Genomic DNA, 23,724 nt, shown 5'->3' with positions numbered 1-23,724 from the left:
CCGGTCTGTATGCCGGATACGGATTCAATTGAGGCGCTATTGTAACAGCTTTGCCAGATCGCTGACGGTATCGGCTATGAGGTCGGCTTGCCATAAATCAACCGTCTCCGGCTTCTCGATGTAGCCATAGCGTACCGCGATGGTCCGCATGCCGGCATTGCGACCGGCCTCGATATCCCTCTCGTGGTCACCCACATAAATGGCGGTCTGCGGTTGTGCACCGATTTGTGTGCAGGCCAGGAACAGGGCCTCAGGGTGGGGTTTGCGTTGGGCCACATGGTCCGGACAGACCACCGCGGCGCAGCGTTGGGCCAGGCCAAGGGCCTCCACCAGCGGAGCGGCAAAGCGTACCGGCTTGTTGGTGACAATGCCCCAGGGTATATCCCGCTCTTCAAGACTGCGCAGGAGTTCTTCCATCCCTTCGAACAGGGTGGTCTCGACGGCGACGCCGGCCTCGTAGAGGTCCAGGAAGGCGGTGTGCTTTTCCGTGTACTCCGGGTGTTCCGGTTCCAGGCCGAAGCCCACCCGTATCATGGCCCGGGCGCCGTTGGAGACGGAGCGGCGGATCTGCTCCGGAGGCAGCGGCGCCAAACCGTGCTGTTCCCGCAGCTGGTTCAGGCAGCGGATGAAATCCGGTGCCGTGTCGATCAGCGTGCCGTCCAGGTCGAACAGCACCACGGACGGTTTCGGATCAGTCGTCACGGGCATCCCTGGCGTGCATGAGGTAGTTCACGTCCACGTCCCGGCCGAGTTTGTAGACCTTGGTGATCGGGTTGTAGGTCATGCCCGTGAGCTCCTGCACCTCCAGACCGGCGTGGCGCAGGTGATCGGACATTTCCGACGGGCGGATGAACTTCTTCCACTCGTGGGTACCCTTGGGCAGCATGTTCAGCACATACTCGGCCCCGACGATGGCGAACAGGAAGGATTTGGGATTCCGGTTGATCGTGGACACAAACATGTGTCCGCCGGGTTTGAGCATGGCCGCGCAGGCCCTGATCACCGAGGCGGGGTCCGGCACGTGTTCGAGCATTTCCAGGCAGGTGACCACGTCGTACTGGCCGGCCTGGTCCGAGTCACGGGCCAGGTCTTCGACCGTGGTTTGCCGGTAGTCCACCTTGATGCCACTCTCCAGGCCGTGGAGCTTCGCGACGGACAGGGGCGCTTCGCCCATGTCGATGCCGGTCACATGGGCTCCCCGCTGGGCCATGCCTTCGGTTAGAAGGCCGCCACCGCAACCCACATCGAGTACCTTCTTGCCGGCCAGGGAGACTCGCTCGTCAATGTAGTTCAGCCGCAGCGGGTTGATGTCGTGCAGCGGCTTGAATTCGCTGGAGGGATCCCACCAGCGGCTGGCCAGGGCCTCGAATTTGGCAATTTCATTCCGGTCTACGTTCTGATTGGTCATGTTGGTCTCTGCCTGGAAAACGTCTGAAATCGGTTATTGGGCCTGATATTGCCGGATACGGTCACGCCAGTCATTGACCCTTAGCATGAGGTCGGCCACATCGATCCGGGTCAGTTTGCCTTCCTGTAACTGAGGTACGCCGTGAATCCAGCTATGGCTTACCGCCCGGGCGTGATTGCTGTATACCAGATGGGAGGCTGGGTCATAGACCGGCTGCAGGAATGGATCACTCAGATCGATGGCGATGATGTCTGCCAGTTTGCCGGGTACCAGGGAGCCAAGATCGTGTTCACGACCGAGTGCCCGGGCACCATTGATGGTAGCCATGGCCAGTGCCTGGTGGGCGGACAGGGCTGCAGCATCGCCGGCGACGGCCTTGGCTACCATGGCGGCGCTGCGGAGCTCACCAAAAAGGTCGAGATCGTTGTTGCTGGCTGCGCCGTCAGTACCGATGGCGACATTGATGCCTTGATCAATCAGCTTCTGTACCGGACAAAAGCCGCTGGCCAGCTTCAGGTTGGATTCCGGACAGTGGATGACATGGGCCCCGCTGGTAGTCAGCCGTTCGATGTCGGAATCATCAATCTGGGTCATGTGCACGCACTGGGTGCGGGGGCCCAGCAGGCCTTTCTCTTCAATGCGCCCGGTTGGCCGCTGGCCGAATTTTTCGACGGCATCCGCCACTTCAAACGCGGTTTCGTGCAGGTGAATCTGGATCCGGGCGCCAGTAGCCTCCGAGAGCGCCAGGGCGCCGCCCAGTGGTCCGTCAGAGACAGTGTAGGGCGCATGGGGACCGATCGCCGGCGTAATGTATTCATCGTCTTTCCAGGCCTCGATCAGGTCGGCCCCTTTCCTCAGATATTCCTCAGGCCCTGAGCCCCAGGCAGTGGGGAAGTCGATCAGGGGAAAACACACCTGCGCCCGCATGCCCGCATCGTGGGCGGCCTGGGCAACGAGCTCCGGAAAGAAGTACATGTCCGAAAAGGTGGTGGTTCCGGTGCGCAGCATTTCGGCCATGGCCAGTTGGGTGCCATCGGCAATGAACTGCTCACCGATAAACTGGTGTTCCGCCGGCCAGATGTGATCGTTCAGCCAGGTCATCAGCGGCAGGTCGTCGGCCATGCCCCGGAACAGGGACATGGCGGCATGGCCGTGCATGTTGATCAGGCCGGGCATGACTACGTGATCGGGCAAGTCGATGGTTTCCCTGGCACGGTAGTCCCGGTCCGCCTCGTCCTGCGGGAGCAGGGCAAGTATTCGCGATCCCTGAAGGATGATGGCGTGATTCTCCAGGATGACTCCGGCGGGCTCGATGGGAATCACCCATCTGGCATTGATTCGGATATCAGCCGCGGTGGTGATGGTTTCTGCCGTCATGGACCTGCCTTACAGCACTGGGCGCACTCAGTGCGCTCCGAAATGAAGTGTAGCCCGAAAGTATAACCAGTGGCCGCGGCAAGGACTACCCGGGGACTTGTTTAATGCGTGGCTTGGCACCAACCTGAATAGAACAGCGAAATTTTCGGGGTGCTTCCCCGGCCATCACCGTTATACTGCGGGCTTTTGAAGGACTGACACGGAGCACGTTTATGGCGAATGAATCCCGTCCGGCTGAACGTAACATCGGTACCGTGGCCATGCGCTGGCACGGGCACTCCCTCGAGCTACTGGATCAACGGCTGTTGCCCACGGAGGAGCACTGGATTACCTCGGAAGGGGCTTCAGGTGTTGCCCAGTGCATCCGGGACATGGTCGTGCGAGGTGCTCCGGCTATTGGTATCAGTGCCGCCTATGGCGTCGCCCTGGCGGCCCGCCACGCGGGTGGTGGCGACTGGAAGGCGGAAATCCGGCAGGCGATCCGGGAGCTGGCGGAATCCCGGCCGACGGCCGTGAATCTGTTCTGGGCGTTGCAGCGGATGGAGAAGGTATTTCATGAATGCCATTCCCTGGATGAGGCGGTAAAACGCCTGGCTGCAGAGGCCCAAAGCATTCACGAAGAGGACCTGGAAGCCAATGTCGCCATGGCCGATCATGCCTTGCAATTCATGAACCCGGAAAAGCCGATATCGGTACTGACCCACTGCAACACAGGGGCTCTGGCCACTGGCGGCTATGGCACTGCCCTGGGCGTCATCCGCCGGTTACACGAGAAAAAGCTGCTGCGGCGAGTCTATGCCGATGAGACCCGGCCCTGGCTGCAGGGCAGCCGGCTGACAGCCTGGGAACTGTCCCGGGACGGCATTCCGGTGACCCTCAATGCTGACGGCGCGGCGGCCGCCATCCTGGCAAGCGGCAAGGTGAAATGGATCGTGGTGGGCGCAGACCGGATTACCGCCAATGGTGACGTTGCCAACAAGATTGGTACGTACAGCCTCGCGGTACTGGCCCGGCACCATAAGGTCGGGTTCATGGTGGTGGCGCCGTCCAGTACGGTCGATATGTCCCTGGCTTCCGGCCGCGACATCCCCATCGAGGAACGGGACGGCACCGAAGTGCACGAAATCCGGGGCATTCCGCTGGCGCCGCCGGGTGTGCAGGTCTTCAATCCAGTGTTTGATGTGACGCCGGCCAGCCTGATCGATGCCATCGTCACGGAGAAAGGCGTCATCCACAATCCCAATATCACCGGGATGCGAGCGCTATTTGGTTGAGGTGTCGTCCTCGCCCTCATAGCGGGCTTTCAGATTGCGGACTTCCTGCTCCTGTTCTTCCACGAAGTGCAGTGACATCTCGAAACTCTGGCGGGTGAATTCCAAGACCCGCCGGAACCCTTCATCGGACAGGTTCCGGGCGTCATCGTGGCGGCGGAAGATGTTGATGAATTCCCGCTCCCGTTCAAACTGCAGCGGGAGTCTGCCCACCCCCCAATCGTTCAGTATCTTCCAGACTTCCGGGTTGTAGTTCCGGGTGGTGCGCATGATGAAGGGGATAGGATCATTGCGGGCAATCAGTGCCGCCAGGCGCAGGATCAGTTCGAAGGAGAGGGTAGCGGTGCCATTCTCGATGGCCTCGAGCACCGACTTGTCCCTGAGGTTGAGTGCCTCGCTCATCTCCGTCAGCGTGAGCCCCGCGACTTCACGAATGTCTCTCAGGGACTGGCCGGCCAGCAACATCGCCCGGAGCTGGTCCTGGGAGTTGATCAGGGCCCGGCCAAACCGGAGTGACGTGTCGGTGGCGCGGGCGCCGAATCGAAGAGCGGAGCCGGTGAGCTGATAGATGCGGTCGACCAGGTTTTCCGGCGCTTTCTCGGCCGCGCCGGATGTGTCCATGGCTTCCACTTTCTCCATGGACTTCATGGCGTGGAGCGCATCCAGCAGCATGTCCCGGATTTCCCGGGCATGCTGCTGGTTGCTTTTTGACGCTTCCTTCCTGGAGGTCATAAAAGGGCCGCTGGCTTACTGAGCCGGTGCCTGGACTGCAAAGTGCCGGAGCTGCAGGATGGAAGCCATCTGCTGATCCAGTTCCAGCATATCCGCCATGATATGGCCGCCTTCACGGATCACGAAGTCCAGCTCATCATCGGTGGTATCCAGATCGGCAGCCTGGGCGTCTTGCCAGTCCTCAAGGGCTTCCAGGGAGTCGAACGGTTCTTCACCGCGCAGTTCCCGGCGGGCATTGGCAATGGTCAGGCGGGTACGCTCGATCTGCTCATGCTGAGCCTTGCGCTCCTCGAAGTTCAGGCTGACGGTCTCAAGCTGCCTCTGCTTTTCCAGGAATTCGATTTCCCTCTGAAGCAGTTTGAATTCCGGACTGGTGTCAAACCGGGTCTCGTGGCGCTTGCGCAGCTCACCGATGATGCCGCTGAAATCGAAGTAGCGGGTGTGGGGCACTGCCTCAATCTGATCCCAGGGCAGGGCATGATCGAGGGCATCCTCTCCGATCCGGGTCTTGTCGATCCTGGAGGGGATCTCGATATCCGGAATCACGCCCTTATGCTGGGTGGAGCCACCGGACACCCGGTAAAACTTGGACTGGGTGATTTTCAGCTGACCGTGATTCAGCGGGCGAACCGCCTGTACGGTGCCTTTGCCGAAGGTCTGGGAACCCACGACGAGCCCGCGACCATAATCCTGGATGGCGCCGGCAAAAATTTCCGATGCCGAGGCGCTCATACGGTTGACCAGCACAACCAGGGGACCGTCGTAGGCGACTGACGGATCTTCATCGTTCAGGACCTGGATATCATTATTGGCGTTGCGGATCTGAACTGTCGGGCCCTTGTCGATAAACAGGCCGACCAGATCGTTGGCCTCATGCAGGGCGCCGCCGCCATTGTTGCGCAGGTCAACAACCAGGCCGTCAATGCCATCATCCTGCAGTTCGCCGATCAGCTTGCGCACATCACGGGTCGTGCTCTTGTAGTTCGGATCACCGGCCTGCATGGCCTGGAAATCGGCATAGAACGTGGGGATGGTGATCACACCCACCTTGTAGTCCTCGCCGCCCCGTTCGAGCTCGATCACGTCCTTGCTGGCGCTCTGCTCCTCGAGTTTCACTTCGTCCCGCTTGATGGCGATGGTCTTGGTGACCGTCTCGTCCGAGGCGTTGGCGGGAATGACCTCCAGGGTCACCACGGAATCCCGGGGGCCGCGGATGAGATCCACGACTTCATCCAGGCGCCAGCCGATCACGTTAACGGTTTTTTCGCCTTCCTGGCCCACCGCAACGATGCGGTCGGCCGGCTGCAGTTGGCCCTGTTTGGAGGCCGGTCCACCCGGCACCAGGCGCACAACCTTGGTGAATTCGTTATCGGATTGCAGGACTGCCCCGATGCCCTCCAGCGAGAGGCTCATATTGATGTTGAAGTTCTCGGAGGTGCGGGGGGAGAAGTAGGAGGTGTGCGGGTCCCACATGCTGGTAAAGGCATTCATGTAGGCCTGGAAAGCATCCTCGCTGCGAGCCTGGTAGGCGCGCTTGAGCTGGCCCTCGTAGCGCTGGCGCAGGTTTTCTTCGATCTTGTCGTCTTCGGTGCCGTTCAGACGCTGGGCAAGCACCGCATTCTTGATGCGCTTGGTCCAGAGTCTGTCGAGAGCGGCGGTGTCAGGCTCCCAGTCTGCCTTGGACCGGTCCAGCAGGACAGTTTCCTCGGCGGAGAAGTCCAGGTTGTCGAGGCCCTGATCGAGCGTTTTCACCGCGAACTGGAGGCGCTCGATGATGCGTTGCTGGACCAGGTTGTAGATATCAAAACCGGGCTGGAGTTGGCCGGTTTTCAGGGCTGAGCCCAGTTGGGTTTTCACCCTGTCAAAGCGCTGGATGTCGGCCTGGGTCAGGTAGATCTTCTGTCCATCGAGGTATTCCAGGTAAGAGCTGAAAACGTCCCCGGAAAGTTCGTCGCTGATGCCCAGATCCCGGAAGTGGGTGAACTGCAGTTGGCGGGCGATCAGAATGTTGGCCCGGGCCTGGTCAATGGTCGGGGCAACCGGCTCGTAGACCTTGTTGTCTTCCGGTTTTGCCTGCAGCCCGAGTGGCGTCGAGACCAGCAAGGCTACAGCCAGCGCCCGGCACAGGCCTTTACCTCGACCGGTGAATGGACGGCGACGGGACATCATGTTTTCCGCGATGGTCATAAATACTTACCTGACGGTGCTGGGTAATCAATAGCCACATTTATGGCGATATCGAACCCGTGAGCGATAAATTTATTGTAGGCAAGCGCTATCTCCGTTGCCATAGGCTGGGAGTATCGGTTCGTGACAATCTGTCCATGAAATGGTCAGGTTGGTAACGGCAAAGGCAAACGGAAGAATGAGGGGCCGGCGAGCAAAATGCCCGCCGGCGAGGCGGAGTCAGGCGAACTTTGTGTTGGCCTCGGCCTTCTCCAGGAGCATACGGGGAGGCGCAAAACGCTCGCCGAATTGCGATTCCAGCTCTTTGGCACGCTCCGTGAAGGCGCGCACGCCATACTGGTTGATGAACTGGATAGCACCACCGGTCCAGGGCGCATAGCCGATACCGAAGATGCTGCCGATGTTGGCATCCTCCACGGTTCTGAGCACGCCTTCTTCCAGGCAGCGGACCGTCTCGATGGCCTGGATGAACAGGATTCGGTCTTTGAGGTCCTGCAGTGAGGTGGCGCGGGCCTTGTCCTGGTTCACGAACAGGTTCTCAAGCTCCGGCCAGAGGTATTTCTTGCCCTTGTCCGGATACTCGTAGAAGCCGGCGCCGGCCGCCTTGCCCTTGCGGCCATGTTCGTTGACCATCGCATCGATGATCACCTCGGCGGGATGGGCGTTCCAGGTGCCGCCGGCTGCCTCGGTGTCCTCTCTGCTCTGATCCCGGATGTGTTGCATGAGGGTCATGCTGACTTCATCCGAAATTGCCAGCGGACCAACCGGCATGCCGGACAGCACACCCGCGTTTTCTATACTCGACGGGTGAATGCCTTCGCCGAGCATGGCAATGCCTTCATTGACGAAGGTACCGAATACCCGGGAGGTGAAGAATCCCCGGCTGTCATTCACCACGATCGGGATCTTGCCGATCTGCTGGACGTAATCGAAGGCGCGGGCGAGGGTGTCATCGGAGGTTTTGGCGCCCACGATGATTTCCACCAGCTGCATCTTGTCCACCGGCGAGAAGAAGTGCAGGCCAATGAAGTTCTCGGGCTTCCCGGAGGCTTCGGCCAGTTGGGTAATGGGGATGGTGGAAGTGTTGGAGGCGAAGATGCCGTTGGCTACCATTTGTGGCTCAGCCTCCCGGGTTACCTTGCCTTTCAGGTCGCTGTCCTCGAACACCGCCTCGATAATCAGATCGCAACCCTCGAGATCATCGGCAGAAGCCGTCGGCGTAATCCGGTTCAGGATGGCGGTTTTCTGTTCATCGGTCATGCGGCCACGGCTGACTTTCTTGTCCAGCAGCTGTTCGGAATAGCGTTTGCCTTTTCCGGCGTTCTCCACGGACACATCCTTGAGGACAACGTCGACACCGCGGACGGCGGTGGCATAGGCAATGCCTGCCCCCATCATACCCGCACCCAGCACGCCCACCTTGCTGAAGGTCGCACGGTCAACGCCGTCCGGTCGGCTACCACCCGCCTTGATGGCGTTGAGCTGGAACCAGAAGGTGCCCGTCATGTTCTTGGCGACCTGGCCCACCACCAGTTCGGTGAAGTAACGGGTCTCGATCAGGCTGCCGTTATCGAAATCCACCTGCGCGCCTTCCACGGCGGCGGACAGGATGCGTTCAGGCGCCGGGTAACAGCCCCTGGTTTTCTGCTTGAGCATGGCCGGAGCGATGGCCAGCTTCTGGGCCATGGCCGGGTGGTGCGGTGCACCGCCGGGAAACTTGAAGCCTTTCTGATCCCAGGGCTGCTGTTTTTCCGAGTGGGCTTCAATGAAGGCCCGAGCGGTACTCAGCAGTTCCTCAGGGGTGCTGACCAGTTCATCCACAATACCGGCCTTGAGGGCCGCCTCAGGATTCACTTTCTTGCCTTCCATGAGGAAGGGGAAAGCGGCTTCCAGGCCAATCATTCGGGGCAGTCGCTGGGTGCCGCCGCCACCGGGCAGCAGGCCCAGGGTGACTTCCGGCAAGCCGAGCTGGATAGTGTCGTCGTCCAGGACGATGCGGTGATGGCAGGCCAGGGCGATTTCCAGGCCGCCACCGAGGGCAGTACCGTTGATGGCAGCCACCAGGGGTTTGCCGGTAGTTTCCAGGAAACGCAGGTCGGCCTTGAGGCCATTGACCATGTCTTCGAATTCCTGGGCCTGCTCCCGGGTGACGCTATGCAGTTCCTTGAGGTCGCCGCCGGCGAAGAAGGTTTTCTTGGCCGAGGTGATGATGATGCCGCGGATGTTCTCAAGGTCGCCCTTTACCCGGCTGACAGTTTCGGACAGACCGGCGCGAAAGTCCGCGTTCATGGTGTTGGCGGACTGGTTCGGCATGTCGATGGTTAGGGTCAGGATCTGGTCTGAACCCAGGTCGTACTTGATGGCACTCATGTTCGGTTCTCCTGTTGTGGAACGTGGGTTCAAACGCGCTCGATGATGGTGGCAATGCCCATGCCGCCGCCGACACAGAGAGTGGCGAGGCCATAGCGCAGTTCTCGGCGTTCCAGCTCATCCAGCAGGGTACCGAGGATGATGGCGCCGGTTGCACCCAGGGGATGGCCCATGGCGATGGCACCACCGTTCACGTTCACTTTCTCGTCCGGAACCGAGAGTTCCCTCTGGAAGCGCATCACCACGGAGGCGAAGGCTTCGTTCACTTCAAACAGATCAATCTGGTCTGCAGTCATGCCGGCTTTTTCCAGCGCCTTGCGGGCTGCCGGGGCAGGGCCGGTCAGCATGATGGTCGGGTCGGTGCTGGTGACCGCGGTGGCGACAATGCGAGCCCGCGGCGTCAGACCCAATGCCTTGCCCTTGACTTCGCTGCCAATGAGCATGGCGGTCGCGCCATCCACGATGCCGGAGGAGTTGCCGGCGTGGTGGACGTGGTTGATCTTCTCAACGTAGTGGTATTTTTCACGGGCGACGCCATCAAAGCCCATTTCGCCCATCATCTGGAAGGAAGGTTTGAGCCCGGCCAGGGATTCGAGGGTGGTGTTACCACGCACGTGTTCGTCGCGGTCCAGGATGACCACGCCGTTCTGGTCGGTGACAGGAATGATGGATTTGCTGAAATAACCCTTTTCCCAGGCGTTGGCCGCTTTCTGTTGGGACCGGACGGCAAATCCGTCCACATCCTTCCGGCTGAAACCCTCAATCGTGGCGATCAGGTCGGCCCCGATGCCCTGCGGCATGAAGCCGGTGTGCAGGTTGGTTTCCGGGTCAGTCGCCCAGGCACCGCCGTCGGAACCCATGGGCACGCGGGACATGGCTTCGACACCACCGGCCACCACCAGGTCCTCCCAGCCGGAGCGGACTTTCATGGCGGCCAGATTTACGGCTTCCAGGCCGGAGGCACAGAAACGGTTGAGGGTAACGCCTGCTACTTTTTCGTCCCAGTCCGCCGCCAATGCTGCAGTCTTGGCGATGTCGGCGCCCTGGTCCCCGACTGCGGTGACGCAGCCCATGACGATGTCGTCCACCTGGCTGGTGTCGAGGCTGTTGCGCTCCTGCAGGGATTGGAGCATTGAAGTCAGCAGGGTGATGGGTTTGACGCTGTGCAGCGAACCGTCTTTCTTGCCACGACCCCGGGGGGTGCGGACTGCGTCAAAGATATACGCCTCGGTGGTCATTACCTTTCCTCTGGTGGTTTTGTCGAATTATCGTTATCAGTCGACTAACCATAGCCCCTGCAGGGCAGGGTGGGTAATGACGCGGGCTGCCAATCCCATTGGCGAAATTGCTCAGACGACAATGGGCTGGCAGCACCTCGAGTGGTTTTATCAGTCGGTAACGCCCGCAAGGGCGTTGTTTAGCCGCTCTGAGAGGGCGGCCTCCGGGGTGTTGTCAGACGGTTGCAGACACCACTGGGCAACCAGTTTCTCCAGCTCCGAGAGGCGGTCACCGGTTTGCTCGCTGTTGCCCATACCCTCCGACAGGCGCTGAACCTGGATTTCCATCCGGCGTTGCTGGTCTTCGGCGGGTGATTCCGCGCCTGCCAGTATTTCGGCCCGGATAACCAGCTCCCGGTCTGACAGCCCGGTCTGGTTTGATGCCAGCGTTTGCCAATGACCGGGAAGCTCGGACGGAGCCACACCGCCGTTGCCACGAGCCCGGACCAGCTCTTGCCACTGGCTGACCTTTTGCTGCAGAAGCTTGTCGTCCAGGGCCTGCTGGAACTGCAGTCGGGCTGCCTGCACGCGGTCCTTCACGTCCTGGGAGAGGGTGTTGCCCTTCGTCTCACGGAGTTTCTCCAGCGCATCTCCAAGGGTCTCGGCGGAGCTGTCAGCGGTGACACCGGCCAGTTGATCAAGAAGCTCCGTGGCTTCCCGGTCAGCGGTTTCGGTGGCCTGCTGCCGGGCATTGCGCTGGGCATCCCTGCGGGCAAAGATCTGGTCACAGGCTTTGCGGAAGGCTTGCCAAAGCTTGCGGTCCTCACGGTGACGGGTAATGCCAATGGCTTTCCACTCGGACTGCAACGCCTTGGCTTCGTTCATGGCTTCCTGCAGGGGTTCATGCTCGATCAGCGCCTCGGCTTTCTCCACGATGGCCTGTTTCAGGCCTTCATTTCTCCGACGCTCCTCGTCGAGCGGTGACTCGAGGCGCTTCAGCAGGTCATCGAACCGTTTCTGTACCGGCCGGTTGTCACGGAATTCAACCGGCCAGGCCGCTTTCCACTCCTGCCGGGCGGTCTGGTGGATACGCTCGGCACCTTTCCAGTCGATAGTGGTCCAGTCGGCATTCTCGAGGAAGGTCTCCAGCTCGGCGCAAATGGCCTGGCGCTTTTCCAGGTTGGCCTGCTTGAGTCCGGATTTCGCCTCGAAATAGGCTTTGCACGGTTCGAAGGCGCGATCGGAGGCGCTCTTGAAGCGGGTCCAGAGAGCCCGGTCAGAGGAGCCGCCGAGCTCCCGCCATTCGGTTTGCAGCTCCTTGATGCGTTCGGCTTTCGCCTCTGGCTCCATGGGCTGTTCGGCGAGGTACTCCATTTGCTCGCATAGGGATATCTGCTTGGGCTCGGTGGCAAAACCCTGCCAGTCGCTGAGTTCACGGAACTGGCCGGTGAGCAACTGTATTCTGGCCTGGAATGGCTTGGCATGGCGCCGGTCCAGGTCCCGGAACTGATTCTGTGCGGTCTTCAGGAGTTGCCGGGATTCCCTGAACTGCTTGGCCTCCAGAGTGGACTCCAGCTTGTCCAGGGTGATTTTCAGGTTATCGACACGGGCCTTCTGGTCGCCCTGGTCCTCTTTCTGGGCAGGTTTTTCCGTACGCTTGCCGGCCAGTTTGCGCACAGGCTCAAGCAGCGCTGGCTTCGGGAATCCCTCGGGCCAGTCGATCTCGCGGATCAGGGTCTTGGCCTGTTCCTGCTGTTCTGTGGTGACCGCCTCATCTGAATCCAGTGCTGCGGAGAGTTCACCGATGTGTTCACGCGCCTGGGTCAGTCGGCGCAGGGCCGACAGGTAGTTCCTCAAGGCCAGCATCGCCGACTCGTAAGTCTTTTGTTCCTGCCGGGACACGTCGGTATCCCGGGTGGCTTCCAGCCAACGGTTCTCCTGGGTTCTCTGGAGTGCGTCCAGGGAGGAGAGCGAGGGCAGGGAATCACCGGTCTGGGATTTGAGGTCTTCCAACGTGCTTGTGAGCAGTTCCAGGGTTTCCTCGCGCTGACGGAGTTGCTCACTGTGGCGTTTTTCCTCCTGGCGGGCTGCCTCCATCTCCTGCAGGCGCTCACGGCAACGATGGGTAGCCTCGAGGAACTGCTGAACCTGTTCCGCCGTTGCCTGGCTTTCCAGTTCCTTCCACTGGTTGGTCAGGGCTTCCAGGCGAGCCTGGTAGAGCTTGGTGTCCTCGCTGCGGGCCTGCTCCTGCGCATTGTTGATCAGGGTCGTGATGGTGCGGGCAACGTTTTCCTGGCGCTCCATCTCCTGGCGGTGGGCCTGCAGCGCCTGTTTGACGGTCTGGTAGACACCTTTGTCCCGGCCCTTGGCCTGCTTCTGGACCTTTTGCAGTTGCTCGGGGTCGGTCAGGCCCTTGGCGGCGGACAGGCGAATGTCTGCGGTCACACCCTCCAGGGCAAGTTTTCCCAACTGCTCCTGTGAGGGAGAACCCTTCAGCAATCCGAGTTGGCCCTCCCTCTGGTCGGCGCGCAAATCTTCCTGGGGTACCTGGGGCTGTTCGGGCACGTCCTTGCGGGGTTTTCCGGTCGTCTCTGATGACTTGCGGGATTTGAACAGTTTCTGGATGAATGCGGCCATGAAGGTGTCCTTTGGGATTGAAACCAGTCCTCGGTGTCCGGCAAAGTGAGCCGTCACCGGCCATCGGCCCTGTCGAGCCGGGTACACGCATAGCGCGAAGCCTGTTCAGGTTTTCACGGGCTCCGGGCTATGCTTTGGAAATCGGTGGCTAGTCTAGCGTTTTGGGTACGTTCGCGGAAAGGGTCTGAATGGCAAAACAGGAAAATCAGGACGAACAGGGATACAAAGCACGGGCGGCTGCCCTGAGATTGCTGGCTCGCCGTGAACACAGCCGTCTGGAATTGTCCCTGAAGCTCAGGCAGCGCCGCTTCGACAGTGGTCTGATCGAGGAGGTGCTGGACGAGTACGAGGAACAGGGCTGGCTTGATGACCACCGGTTTGCGGATGTCTATGCCCGCCAGAGAATGGATCTTGGTTACGGCCCCCTGAGGATACTTGGCGAACTGCAGCAGCGGGGCGTTCACCATACGCCGGAGTGCCTCGACGCCATGACCGACGAGGACTGGTGTGCGGTTGCCATCAAGCTGAGGGAGCGGAGGTTCGGCCTGTCAGACCTGGATGACGACTGGGATACCAAGGTGAGACAGGCCAGATTCCTGAATCGCCGCGGGTTCTCGGCCTCCCAGGTTGAACGGGCCCTGGAGGCCCGGGAACTCCCGGAGGGCTGACTCGCCGCAGTCTCAGAGAGTCGGTGGGATCAGCCCCAGATCTTTGGGCAGGCTGGCCCTGAGTGCGGAGGTGGCTGGTTCTTCCGCGCTGCTGCCCGAATCGGCTGAGCCTGTCCCGGGTTCGATTCCCACAATCTGTGGCTCTTCCGGTTTCGCGGGCGGCGCGGGCGTTATGACCCTTGCCAGCACGTCGTAGTAGCGGCGGATATTCTGCACGTAGATCACCGGTTCCTGGCCGCGGGCAAAGCCGTATCGCGTCTTGGTGTAGTACTCCTTCTGGGCCAGCAGCGGCAGGAATTCCTTGACGTCCATCCAGCGGTCCGGGTCCTTGCCGGCGCTCTCGGTCAGCCGTCGGGCATCTTCCAGATGGCCAAAGCCAACGTTGTACGAGGCCAGTGCAAACCAGGTCCGGTCAGGTTCGGGAATTCTCTCCGGTATCTTGTCGTGGACCATCTGGAAGTACTTGGCACCGCCCTGAATACTTTCCTCCGCGTCCAGTCGGTTGTTGATGCCGACGTAGCTTGCTGTATTGCGGGTCAGCATCATCAGGCCGCGGACACCGGTGGGTGAGACGGCATTCGGCCGCCAGTGTGACTCCTGGTAACCGATGGCTGCGAGCAGGCGCCAGTCCATGTTGAAGTCCCGGGCATAGTCCCGGAACAGCTTCTCGTACTTCGGAAGGCGGTTTTCCACGTGGTGCATGAATGTGCGGGCGCCGACATAGTTCAACCGGTCCAGGTGCCCGTAAAAACGCTCTGACAATTGCGCCAGCACGCCGTCGTTCTGCAGCCGCTGAAGGAACTGCTCGGCGGCCTGGACCAGGGTGCCGTCCTGTTCTTTCGGGAACAGCCATACCAGTTCCCGCGGTTCGCCGAGGCTGAACGCCTCTTTCACGTGCGGGTAAAAAACGTGGTTAAGCTCGAGTTCGTTGGAGGACACCACGGCAAACGGGAATTCACCACTCTCAACCCGTGCCAGTACGCCCGGAGCATCGAGCCCCGGATGAACCTCCCATGAAATGTCTGCCTCGGAAGCGGACGCCTCCATGAGGTGTTCGTGATCGCTGTCGGCAATCAGGTGGAGCGTTTGCCCGGCCAGGGAGTCGAGGGACTCGGGGTGCTCCATGTCCCGGTGATAGACTACAACGGACTGAGCCTGGATGCCGGTGGGGATGGCCTCGTATTTGTCCTCGAAGTCGGGCTGCAGAGACACTCCGGCCATGCCGATGTGGGCGTAGTTGCGCTCCAGTACCGAAAGGATTTCCGTGTTGTCGTCGGCAACGCGTACCTTCAGTTCGACACCGATTTCGTCGGCAAACCGCTTTGCGAGCTCATAGTCATAGCCCGTTACCCCTTCTCGACCCTTGAAATACATGGAGGGCGCAATCCGGGTGATGACGTGGAGAACACCTTCATTCTGTACTTCCTGGACGGTACTCGGGCGCGAGCAACCCGTCAGAGCCAGCGTGGCTCCTAACAGAAACACAAAACGCGCCGGAAAGGCGCCGAGGTGATTGAAAAATCTGGACAAATCCCTGATCTCCGTAGCAGCTGTATCAGCCAGATACGCTCGGTTTCGGTGAGCGTATTCCTTTGTCATGCTGTGCGTAGCGTCCGTTGCCACGCTAACCATGATCCCCGCCCCGTCGCGGATGGTCAATAAAGTTGCTCAATTAATGTGCAAAATAATGTCAATTTTACAGTCCGGAATAACCGCAGCGGCGCTGTATCCTCGATGCGCTTTCAAGTATCATTGCGGCCTTTCAAATAGCACCGGACTTCCTCTTTTCGCGCGATACAGGTTGATATCATGCTTGAACTTCGCGGCGCACCCGCGCTTTCGCCTTTCCGCTCCCGCAAACTGCATTCCCGAATTCAGGAGATTGTTCCTGAAGTCCAACACGTCTATGCAGAGTTCATGCACTTTGTGGACCTGGAATTTGATCTCTCCGATTCCGAACAGGCTATTCTCGACCGCCTTCTGGTCTACGGGCCCAGCGTTCCGGTAGAGGAGCCGGATGGTGTTCTGTTCCTCGTGGTACCGAGACCCGGCACCCTGTCCCCCTGGTCGAGCAAGGCGACAGACATCGCCCGTAACTGCGGACTGCGTCAGATCCATCGCATCGAACGGGGGGTCGCCTATTATATCCGGGCCACCAGGAAACTTGGCCTCGATCAGCGTGAAAAGATCGCCGCGCTGCTGCATGACCGGATGACCCAGAAGGTGTTTCACGAGATGGGCGGCGCCGAACTGCTGTTCAGCCACGAAGAGCCCCGCACCCTGGGCCGCGTGCCGGTGCTGGCGGGTGGTCGTGATGCCCTGGTCAAAGCAAACCGGAACCTGGGCCTTGCGCTGGCGGATGACGAGATTGATTACCTGGTGAAATCCTTCACCGATCTCCAGCGTGACCCGACTGACGTCGAGCTGATGATGTTCGCCCAGGCGAACTCCGAGCATTGCCGCCACAAGATCTTCAACGCCTCCTGGGATATCGATGGTGAGGGCCAGGAGAAATCCCTGTTTGCGATGATCCGGAACACCTATGAGATGAATAGCGAGGGTGTGCTGTCCGCATACAAGGACAACGCCTCCGTGATCCGTGGTAGTCGTGGTGGCCGCTTTTTCCCGGACCCCGAGACCGGTGTGTACGGTTACAACGAGGAAGACATCCACATCCTGATGAAAGTGGAGACCCACAACCACCCGACGGCGATCGCACCTGCGGAGGGTTCTGCTACCGGTTCCGGCGGCGAGATCCGGGACGAGGGCGCCACCGGTCGCGGCTCCAAGCCGAAGGCGGGGCTGACGGGGTTCACGGTATCGAACCTGAACCTGCCGGATGATCCCCAACCGTGGGAAATCGGCTACGGCAAGCCGGACCGGATCGCCTCTGCGCTGGATATCATGATCGAGGGCCCGATTGGCGGTGCTTCGTTCAACAACGAATTCGGCCGCCCGAACCTGGCGGGCTATTTCCGTACCTTCGAAGAGAAGGTACCGGGCCCGGCTGGTGAGGAAGTCCGTGGCTACCACAAGCCAATCATGATTGCCGGCGGCCTCGGCAACATTCGCGAGCAGCATGTGGAGAAGGGCAACATCCCGGTTGGCGCCAAGCTGATTGTACTGGGCGGTCCGTCGATGCTGATCGGCCTGGGCGGTGGTGCCGCCTCGTCCATGGATTCCGGTTCCAGTAACGAAAATCTGGATTTTGCTTCCGTGCAACGGGACAACCCGGAGATGGAGCGTCGTTGCCAGGAGGTGATTGATCGCTGCTGGCAGATGGGCGATCAAAACCCGATCTGCTTCATTCACGATGTCGGTGCGGGTGGTCTCTCCAACGCCATGCCTGAGCTGGTCAAGGACGGCGGCCGCGGCGGCAAATTCGAGCTCCGTGATATTCCCAGTGATGAGCCCGGTATGTCTCCGCTGGAGATCTGGTGCAACGAGTCCCAGGAACGTTATGTGATGGCCGTGGCGCCGGAGAACCTGGATCTGTTCGATGCCCTCTGTCGTCGCGAGCGTTGCCCTTACGCGGTCATAGGCGAGGCCACCGAAGAACATCACCTCGCGCTTGGCGATTCGTACTTTGACGACAAGCCCGTGGACCTGCCGATGGAAGTCCTGTTCGGCAAGCCGCCCCGTATGCACCGGAGCGTCAGCCGCTCCTCGTTCACCAAGCCAATCTTCGATTCCACCAGGATTGATGTGAATGACGCGATCCGCCGGGTACTGCGTTTACCCTCTGTGGGGTCCAAGAGCTTCCTGATCACTATCGGTGACCGGACCATTACCGGCCTGGTGGCCCGCGACCAGATGGTCGGCCCCTGGCAGGTACCTGTCAGCGATGTAGCGGTCACTGCAAGCTCTTTCGATGTGCGCACCGGTGAAGCCATGGCCATGGGCGAACGCACCCCGGTTGCGGTCATTGATGCGCCGGCATCTGGTCGTATGGCCGTGGGTGAGGTGATCACCAACCTGGCTGCGGCGCCGATTGCCAACCTGTCCGATATTCGCCTGTCCGCGAACTGGATGGCAGCAGCCGGCCATCCGGGTGAGGACGAAAACCTGTATGAAACCGTGCGTGCGGTGGGTATGGACTTGTGCCCGGCGCTGGGTATCACCATCCCGGTTGGCAAGGACTCCATGTCCATGAAGACCACCTGGGAAGAGGAAAGCGGTGAGCAGAAGAGTGTGACCGCGCCCCTGTCCCTGATCATCAGCGGTTTCGCGCCGGTGACCGACATTGCCCGTACCCTGACGCCTGAACTGGTCACCTATGCCGGTGAAACTGACCTGATCCTGGTGGATCTGGCGGCCGGCCAGAACCGTCTTGGCGGCTCCGCCCTGGCCCAGGTCTATCGCCATGTGGGTGCGGTGGCACCGGATCTGGATGACCCGGAAGACATCAAGGCGTTCTTCGCAGTCATTCAGGGTCTGAATGCGGACGGCAAACTGCTTGCCTACCACGACCGGTCCGACGGCGGTCTGTTCGTAACCCTGGCGGAAATGTGCTTTGCCGGTCGTACCGGTGTGGATATCAAGCTCGATGGCCTGGCTGAAGATGCCTCCCAGTTCGCCCGTGAACTTTTCAACGAGGAGCTCGGGGCGGTCATCCAGGTTCGCCGCGAGGACACCGGGTTCGTTTTGCAGCAGTTCTCCGGCGCCGGCCTGGGCGATCACACCAGTGTAATCGGTACCCTGAACGAGGACGATCGCCTGCGCCTGAGCTTCGAGGGTGAGAAAGTGGTGGACGAGCCTCGTTCAGAACTTCAGCGTCTGTGGGCGGAGACCAGCTACCGGATACAGTCCCTCAGGGATAACGCCGACTGTGCCCAGGAAGAGTTCGATAACCTGCTGGATGCAGAAGATCCGGGTCTGCATGTTGATCTGAGCTTCGATATCAACGAGGACGTTGCTGCCCCTTACATCAACACCGGCGCCCGCCCGAAAGTCGCGGTCATGCGTGAGCAGGGTGTGAACGGCCAGGTGGAGATGGCGGCGGCATTCGATCGTGCCGGCTTCGACGCGGTTGACGTGCACATGAGTGACTTGCTTGCCGGGCGTGTGACGCTGGATGGTTTCAATAGCCTGGTAGCCTGCGGTGGCTTCTCGTACGGCGATGTCCTGGGGGCTGGCGAGGGTTGGGCAAAGTCCATCCTGTTCAGCGACCGGGTTCGGGATCAGTTCGCCCACTTTTTCAACCGCCAGGATACGCTTGCGCTGGGCGTCTGTAACGGCTGCCAGATGCTGTCCAATCTCCACGAGCTGATTCCAGGCAGTGAAGGTTGGCCGCGCTTTGTGCGTAACCAGTCCGAACAGTTCGAGGCCCGATTGGTGATGGTGGAAGTCGCTTCCTCGCCGTCCGCGTTCCTCGACGGTATGGCCGGCTCCCGGATGCCCATCGCCGTAGCGCATGGCGAGGGTCGGGTTGAGTTCCCCTCGGGCGCCTCTGCCGCCGCGTTGTCCGAGAACGAGCTGGTTGCCTTGCGCTATGTTGATAATCGGGGTCAGACAACCACCCGTTATCCATACAATCCCAACGGTTCGGAGGATGGTATCACCGGTGTTACCACCCGCGATGGACGTGTGACGATCATGATGCCTCACCCGGAACGGGTTTTCCGTGCGGTTCAGCACTCCTGGCGCCCGGAAGGATGGCAGGAAGATGGTCCCTGGCTGCGGATGTTCCGTAATGCGAGGCGTTGGTTCGGCTAAACGGCATTGAACCGGAAGCCGGTGTCGGAGATGCTCTTGCAGAGCTTTTCCGGCGCCGGCTTTTTTGTTTCGGCATATGCTCCTTTTCGGGGCGATTTTCAAGGGGAAAACACGCCGAATTTTGCAAAAATTTCCTTGACTCAATTATTTTATGCACATTCTCGGTGCTTCGTTGTGTGATCTGTGCACAAAACCCGGGAAATTGGTTCAATAATTGGCCGGATATCATAAGATATTGAAATATAACATTTTTATGAGTTGGGCCAATTTGTCGCCAATTTGAGTTGAGTCCAGTAATCATGGGGGTTCGGGGCATGTTCCCAAAAACTTTCCCCAGAGTTATCCACAGATTCTGTGGGTAAGTTTCTAAGCTATTAATCTGTACAAAAAATATCCGATCTCGCAGGAGGTTTCATGTACAAGATGTGTTATTTCGTTCCGGAATCTTACCTTGAGCAAACCAAGCAGGCATTATTTGCGGCGGGGGCTGGCCGGATTGGTGACTACGACAGTTGTGCCTGGCAGTGCAGGGGGCAGGGCCAGTTCCGTCCGCTGGAAGGCAGTGATCCCTATCTAGGCTCGCAGGGTGAGGTCGAGATAGTGGATGAGTTCAAGGTGGAGTTGGTCTGTGAGGACAGTCTTATTTATGACGCCTTGGAAGCCCTCAAGCAGGCTCATCCCTATGAGGAGCCTGCCTATGAGGTATTCCGAATCGAGGATCTCTGATCAGGCCTTGCCCGAGGCAGACATCGGTCGCCGGATGTCCTTGAGGTGAACCTGGTAGTTTTCTGTCTTCATGTCTTCGAGGAACAGTTCCAGGGTTTTGCGCACCGTTGGGAAAGAGATTTCATCCCAGGGGATGTCCTCTACCGCAAACAATCTGGACTCCAGGGATTCCTCCCCGGCACCAAACCTGCCCTCGATAAGGGTGGCCCGGTAAAACATGTGGACCTGGTTGATGTGTGGAACATCAATGATCGAGAACAGGCCATGGATATCCACTTCGGCCAGGGCCTCTTCACGAGTTTCCCGCGCCGCGGCCTCAATGGTGGTTTCGGCGTTCTCCATGAACCCCGCAGGAAGGGTCCAGTATCCGTACCTGGGTTCGATGGCGCGTTTGCAGAGCAAAATCCTGCCTTCCCAGATCGGAACCGTACCGGCGATAATCCGCGGGTTCTGGTAATGTATGGTCTCGCAGCTGACACAGACATAGCGGTGCCGGTTATCGCCTTCGGGGATGCGTTGTTCCACCGGATGGCCGCATGTGCTGCAGTACTTCATGATTTTCCCCGTATACTGAATTGGTTTTGGTAGTCAGTTTAACGATACCGACTGCTGCTGTCTCACCTAACAGAAAGAAGTTCCCGGGAGACCAGATTTGCGAGATTTTCTCACTGAGCGACTGGCTGGCTATGCCCCACAACAGCTCGCCCTTGATTATCCCGAAGCCGGGATTCTGGTGCCGGTTACCGATGATCCCCGTAATCCGGAAATGGTGTTTACGCTCCGTTCCTCCAATTTGAGCACCCACCGGGGGCAGGTGGCCTATCCGGGCGGAAAGCGGGATCCCGGGGATCCGTCTCTGGCAGCAACGGCACTGCGGGAAACCCATGAGGAAATCGGCCTGCCACCGGATCAGGTGGAGGTAATTGCTCCGCTGAGTCAGGTCATGTCCCGCTACGGTATCCTGGTGACTCCCTACGTTGGCGTGGTGCCGGCTGATCACTCTCTGGAGCCCAACCCGGCTGAAATCGAGAGTGTGTTCCGCGTTCCCCTGTCATTTTTCCTGGAAGACCGTCGGGAACGAACCGATGCCCTCAGTTTTCTCAACAATACGTTCTACGTTCCCTGCTATCGCTGGGAGCGTTACCAGATATGGGGCCTGTCCGCGGTGGTTCTGGTTGACTTCCTGAACGCCGTGTACGATGCCCGGATTGATTTGCTGGAACCCCCTCAAGGAGGCTGACATGTTTTATGAACTTGGAGAGCGGAGGCCGCAGCTGGAAGGCGACGACCAGTTTGTTGCCCACAATGCGACCGTGATCGGCAACGTCAAGCTGATGGAAAAGAGCAGTGTCTGGTACAACGTGGTCATCCGCGGTGACAACGAGCTGATCACTATCGGCCCGGAAACCAATGTTCAGGATGGCTCGGTGCTCCATACCGATCCGGGGATTCCTCTGACCCTTGGTCGGGGGGTGACGGTTGGCCACAAGGTCATGCTTCACGGATGTGAGATCGGCGACTATTCTCTGATCGGAATCAACGCGGTTGTGCTGAACGGCGCCAAAATCGGCAAGCATTGCCTGATCGGTGCCAATACCCTGATCCCGGAGGGCATGGAGATCCCGGACGGATCCATGGTGGTCGGCTCCCCGGGCAAGATCAAGCGCGAATTGAACGACAACCAGAAGAAGATGCTGGAGATGAGTGCAGCCCATTACGTCGAGAATGGCGCCCGGTACATTCAACAACTGACAGCCTGCGATCCCGATAAATGAACGTATCCGATAAAGTCCGCTCACCCTGCGTGAGTGTGTGTGCCCTGGACGAGAACGATGTCTGTATCGGATGTCATCGTACCGGGGACGAAATCCTGCGCTGGACCCAGATGAGTAACGATGAGCGAAGGGAAGTTCTGCGCCAGGTGGCAAAGCGAGAAGAAAAGGTGGTCCTTTGACATGACAGATAACAGCAGCGTACGTATCGGTACTCCTTTAAAGAACAATGCCTTCAAGGTGTTGTTTTGCGGCTCCGGTGAACTTGGCAAGGAAGTGGTCATCGAGTTGCAGCGTTACGGCGTGGAAGTGATTGCCGTTGATCGCTATGCCAACGCGCCGGCAATGCAGGTTGCTCATCGCTCCCACGTGATCGATATGCTGGATGCGGTAGCGTTGCGTTCAGTGATCGAGCAGGAGAAGCCGAATCTGATTGTTCCGGAGATCGAGGCGATCGCTACCCCGGAGTTGGTGAAGCTGGAGGAAGAGGGGTACCGGGTTATCCCGACTGCCCGGGCGGTTAACCTGACCATGAACCGGGAAGGGATTCGTCGGCTGGCTGCCGAGGAGCTTGGCCTGCCCACGTCACCCTACCGCTTTGCCGGTAACAAAGAGGAGTACCTGGCGGCTGTAGGGGTGGTTGGTTTACCCCTGGTGGTCAAGCCGGTGATGAGCTCCTCCGGTAAAGGGCAGAGTACGGTCAAGACCGAGGGTGACATCGAGGCTGCCTGGGAGTACGCGCAAAGTGGGGGGCGCGCCGGTAAGGGGCGGGTGATCGTTGAAGGCTTCGTGGACTTTGATTATGAGATCACCCTTCTGACCTTGCGTCATCGTGATGGGATCTCCTTTTGCGAGCCGATTGGTCATCGCCAGGAGGATGGCGACTACCGGGAGTCCTGGCAGCCCCAGCCGATGTCGGCCAGGGCGCTGGAACGGTCCCGTGAGATCGCCGCCGCCGTGGTTGAAGATCTGGGAGGCTACGGAATCTACGGTGTGGAGCTGTTTGTTAAAGGAGACGATGTCTGGTTTTCCGAAGTATCTCCGCGCCCCCATGATACCGGTCTGGTAACGCTCGTCTCCCAGGATCTTTCCGAGTTCGCGCTTCACGCTCGCGCGATCCTTGGCCTGCCGGTTCCCGCTATCCGTCAGAACGGCCCGAGCGCATCGGCCGTGGTACTTCCTGAAGGTGATTCCGGCGAGGTGGCATACGCTGATCTGCAATCTGCTTTGACTGAGCCGGATACACAGCTGCGCCTGTTTGGTAAGCCCGAACTCAAAGGAAGGCGACGGATGGGGGTGGCGCTGGCCCGGGGAGAGTCAATAGAAGAGGCCAGGGCGAAGGCCCTTAACGTTGCCGCTGCAGTAAAGGTAGAGGTCTGATTTTCTCCCTGGGTGGATTACGTCCCTCGGGGTATTTGCAGGGTGGTGCATTTTCAGTATAGTTTTTGATCGAACTGTTCGGCGTTTGACCGGTCGAATAGGTGGAAACCGAAGCACCGGAAAATAAACCGAAATTGGTCGTTGACAGTTTTCCTGAGGGCTGTAGAATGCGCACCACTTCTGAGGGACAAGCCACTGACGCAGCGGCGGCCCGAGGGAGTAACTGCTTGAAAGTTTTGAAGAAAATGGTTTCAAGATTTCTTC

At 59.5% G+C, this 23,724-nt stretch carries 19 protein-coding genes; 8 read left to right on the top strand and 11 right to left on the bottom strand.

The genetic code is table 11. The features are described from left to right. Positions 1-36 precede the first annotated feature (36 nt). The 3 genes from gph to ACQUTG_RS13305 are packed head-to-tail and all read right to left on the bottom strand — an operon-like array spanning position 37 to position 2,785. Complete coding sequence (gene gph, locus ACQUTG_RS13315) at positions 37-708, bottom strand: phosphoglycolate phosphatase (protein WP_428919877.1); 672 nt, start codon at positions 706-708, stop codon at positions 37-39. Beyond that, complete coding sequence (gene ubiG / locus ACQUTG_RS13310; RefSeq protein WP_428919876.1) at positions 692-1,408, bottom strand: bifunctional 2-polyprenyl-6-hydroxyphenol methylase/3-demethylubiquinol 3-O-methyltransferase UbiG; 717 nt, start codon at positions 1,406-1,408, stop codon at positions 692-694. Before ubiG ends, gph begins: the two co-directional genes overlap by 17 nt. A gap of 33 nt (positions 1,409-1,441) precedes the next feature. After that, positions 1,442-2,785: a TRZ/ATZ family hydrolase gene (locus ACQUTG_RS13305; protein WP_428919875.1), complete on the bottom strand. Its 1,344-nt coding sequence runs from the start codon at positions 2,783-2,785 to the stop codon at positions 1,442-1,444. A 212-nt stretch (positions 2,786-2,997) separates the two neighbouring features. Between ACQUTG_RS13305 and mtnA the strand changes: the two genes are divergently transcribed. Beyond that, on the top strand, positions 2,998-4,059 hold the full coding sequence (gene mtnA, locus ACQUTG_RS13300; protein WP_428919874.1) for an S-methyl-5-thioribose-1-phosphate isomerase: 1,062 nt from the start codon (positions 2,998-3,000) through the stop codon (positions 4,057-4,059). Here mtnA and ACQUTG_RS13295 read toward each other — a convergent pair. The 5 genes from ACQUTG_RS13295 to ACQUTG_RS13275 all read right to left on the bottom strand — a co-directional run bounded on the left by ACQUTG_RS13295 (position 4,048) and on the right by ACQUTG_RS13275 (position 13,199). Continuing rightward, entirely contained in the window at positions 4,048-4,788 is a 741-nt protein-coding gene (locus ACQUTG_RS13295; protein ID WP_428919873.1) for a helix-turn-helix domain-containing protein, read from the bottom strand. The two genes, mtnA and ACQUTG_RS13295, sit on opposite strands and share 12 nt — an antisense overlap. A gap of 15 nt (positions 4,789-4,803) precedes the next feature. Beyond that, a complete protein-coding gene (locus ACQUTG_RS13290) occupies positions 4,804-6,975 on the bottom strand; it encodes a carboxy terminal-processing peptidase (RefSeq protein ID WP_428919872.1) in 2,172 nt (723 codons plus the stop codon). A gap of 219 nt (positions 6,976-7,194) precedes the next feature. Further along, the gene (locus tag ACQUTG_RS13285) at positions 7,195-9,345 is read right to left on the bottom strand and encodes a 3-hydroxyacyl-CoA dehydrogenase NAD-binding domain-containing protein (protein WP_428919871.1); all 2,151 of its coding nucleotides are present in this window, start codon (positions 9,343-9,345) and stop codon (positions 7,195-7,197) included. 29 nt (positions 9,346-9,374) lie between these two features. Beyond that, the gene (locus ACQUTG_RS13280; protein ID WP_428919870.1) at positions 9,375-10,583 is read right to left on the bottom strand and encodes an acetyl-CoA C-acetyltransferase; all 1,209 of its coding nucleotides are present in this window, start codon (positions 10,581-10,583) and stop codon (positions 9,375-9,377) included. Positions 10,584-10,733: 150 nt separating this feature from the next. Further along, positions 10,734-13,199, bottom strand: a complete 2,466-nt coding sequence (locus ACQUTG_RS13275) for a DUF349 domain-containing protein (RefSeq protein ID WP_428919869.1) — start codon at positions 13,197-13,199, stop codon at positions 10,734-10,736. 188 nt (positions 13,200-13,387) lie between these two features. Here ACQUTG_RS13275 and ACQUTG_RS13270 point away from each other — a divergent pair, with 188 nt between their 5' ends. Next, complete coding sequence (locus ACQUTG_RS13270; RefSeq protein WP_428919868.1) at positions 13,388-13,867, top strand: regulatory protein RecX; 480 nt, start codon at positions 13,388-13,390, stop codon at positions 13,865-13,867. Positions 13,868-13,879: 12 nt separating this feature from the next. On the opposite strand, the gene mltF is transcribed toward ACQUTG_RS13270, so the two are convergent. Continuing rightward, the gene (gene mltF / locus ACQUTG_RS13265) at positions 13,880-15,397 is read right to left on the bottom strand and encodes a membrane-bound lytic murein transglycosylase MltF (protein ID WP_428919867.1); all 1,518 of its coding nucleotides are present in this window, start codon (positions 15,395-15,397) and stop codon (positions 13,880-13,882) included. A 279-nt stretch (positions 15,398-15,676) separates the two neighbouring features. Between mltF and purL the strand changes: the two genes are divergently transcribed. Both purL and ACQUTG_RS13255 read left to right on the top strand, forming a co-directional pair. Then, positions 15,677-19,582, top strand: coding sequence for a phosphoribosylformylglycinamidine synthase (gene purL / locus ACQUTG_RS13260; protein ID WP_428919866.1), 3,906 nt, complete (start codon positions 15,677-15,679; stop codon positions 19,580-19,582). Between the two features lie 414 nt (positions 19,583-19,996). Then, a complete protein-coding gene (locus tag ACQUTG_RS13255) occupies positions 19,997-20,308 on the top strand; it encodes an NGG1p interacting factor NIF3 (protein ID WP_428919865.1) in 312 nt (103 codons plus the stop codon). On the opposite strand, the gene ACQUTG_RS13250 is transcribed toward ACQUTG_RS13255, so the two are convergent. After that, complete coding sequence (locus tag ACQUTG_RS13250) at positions 20,309-20,863, bottom strand: NUDIX hydrolase (RefSeq protein ID WP_428919864.1); 555 nt, start codon at positions 20,861-20,863, stop codon at positions 20,309-20,311. It lies immediately after the preceding gene. 97 nt (positions 20,864-20,960) lie between these two features. Here ACQUTG_RS13250 and ACQUTG_RS13245 point away from each other — a divergent pair, with 97 nt between their 5' ends. From ACQUTG_RS13245 to purT, 4 genes are read left to right on the top strand one after another with little or no spacing between them, the layout of a single operon-like run. After that, positions 20,961-21,548 (top strand): NUDIX hydrolase, encoded by a 588-nt coding sequence (locus ACQUTG_RS13245; RefSeq protein ID WP_428919863.1) that lies wholly within the window; start codon positions 20,961-20,963, stop codon positions 21,546-21,548. Between the two features lies 1 nt (position 21,549). Continuing rightward, complete coding sequence (locus ACQUTG_RS13240) at positions 21,550-22,083, top strand: gamma carbonic anhydrase family protein (RefSeq protein WP_428919862.1); 534 nt, start codon at positions 21,550-21,552, stop codon at positions 22,081-22,083. Continuing rightward, positions 22,080-22,262, top strand: coding sequence for a DUF1289 domain-containing protein (locus ACQUTG_RS13235; RefSeq protein ID WP_428919861.1), 183 nt, complete (start codon positions 22,080-22,082; stop codon positions 22,260-22,262). The genes ACQUTG_RS13240 and ACQUTG_RS13235 overlap by 4 nt, the downstream gene beginning before the upstream one ends. 1 nt (position 22,263) lies before the next feature. Further along, positions 22,264-23,460 (top strand): formate-dependent phosphoribosylglycinamide formyltransferase, encoded by a 1,197-nt coding sequence (gene purT / locus ACQUTG_RS13230; RefSeq protein WP_428919860.1) that lies wholly within the window; start codon positions 22,264-22,266, stop codon positions 23,458-23,460. Here the strand turns inward: purT and ACQUTG_RS13225 are convergent. Further along, a partial coding sequence (locus tag ACQUTG_RS13225) for a hypothetical protein (RefSeq protein WP_428919859.1) occupies positions 23,426-23,724 on the bottom strand: 299 nt, incomplete at its 5' end. The two genes, purT and ACQUTG_RS13225, sit on opposite strands and share 35 nt — an antisense overlap.

The organism is Marinobacter sp. DUT-1, from assembly GCF_050379415.1.
Classification (GTDB): Bacteria; Pseudomonadota; Gammaproteobacteria; order Pseudomonadales; family Oleiphilaceae; genus Marinobacter.
Note: the sequence above shows the minus strand (reverse complement) of the source record. Positions and strands in the feature narration are given on the sequence as shown.

What these genes read in the sequence shown, in the direction of transcription:
- gph (WP_428919877.1), bottom strand. Translation starts at nt 708, where the DNA reads ATGCCCGTGACGACTGATCCGAAACCGTCCGTGGTGCTGTTCGACCTG.
- ubiG (WP_428919876.1), bottom strand. Translation starts at nt 1,408, where the DNA reads ATGACCAATCAGAACGTAGACCGGAATGAAATTGCCAAATTCGAGGCC.
- ACQUTG_RS13305 (WP_428919875.1), bottom strand. Translation starts at nt 2,785, where the DNA reads ATGACGGCAGAAACCATCACCACCGCGGCTGATATCCGAATCAATGCC.
- mtnA (WP_428919874.1), top strand. Translation starts at nt 2,998, where the DNA reads ATGGCGAATGAATCCCGTCCGGCTGAACGTAACATCGGTACCGTGGCC.
- ACQUTG_RS13295 (WP_428919873.1), bottom strand. Translation starts at nt 4,788, where the DNA reads ATGACCTCCAGGAAGGAAGCGTCAAAAAGCAACCAGCAGCATGCCCGG.
- ACQUTG_RS13290 (WP_428919872.1), bottom strand. Translation starts at nt 6,975, where the DNA reads ATGACCATCGCGGAAAACATGATGTCCCGTCGCCGTCCATTCACCGGT.
- ACQUTG_RS13285 (WP_428919871.1), bottom strand. Translation starts at nt 9,345, where the DNA reads ATGAGTGCCATCAAGTACGACCTGGGTTCAGACCAGATCCTGACCCTA.
- ACQUTG_RS13280 (WP_428919870.1), bottom strand. Translation starts at nt 10,583, where the DNA reads ATGACCACCGAGGCGTATATCTTTGACGCAGTCCGCACCCCCCGGGGT.
- ACQUTG_RS13275 (WP_428919869.1), bottom strand. Translation starts at nt 13,199, where the DNA reads ATGGCCGCATTCATCCAGAAACTGTTCAAATCCCGCAAGTCATCAGAG.
- ACQUTG_RS13270 (WP_428919868.1), top strand. Translation starts at nt 13,388, where the DNA reads ATGGCAAAACAGGAAAATCAGGACGAACAGGGATACAAAGCACGGGCG.
- purL (WP_428919866.1), top strand. Translation starts at nt 15,677, where the DNA reads ATGCTTGAACTTCGCGGCGCACCCGCGCTTTCGCCTTTCCGCTCCCGC.
- ACQUTG_RS13255 (WP_428919865.1), top strand. Translation starts at nt 19,997, where the DNA reads ATGTACAAGATGTGTTATTTCGTTCCGGAATCTTACCTTGAGCAAACC.
- ACQUTG_RS13250 (WP_428919864.1), bottom strand. Translation starts at nt 20,863, where the DNA reads ATGAAGTACTGCAGCACATGCGGCCATCCGGTGGAACAACGCATCCCC.
- ACQUTG_RS13240 (WP_428919862.1), top strand. Translation starts at nt 21,550, where the DNA reads ATGTTTTATGAACTTGGAGAGCGGAGGCCGCAGCTGGAAGGCGACGAC.
- ACQUTG_RS13235 (WP_428919861.1), top strand. Translation starts at nt 22,080, where the DNA reads ATGAACGTATCCGATAAAGTCCGCTCACCCTGCGTGAGTGTGTGTGCC.
- purT (WP_428919860.1), top strand. Translation starts at nt 22,264, where the DNA reads ATGACAGATAACAGCAGCGTACGTATCGGTACTCCTTTAAAGAACAAT.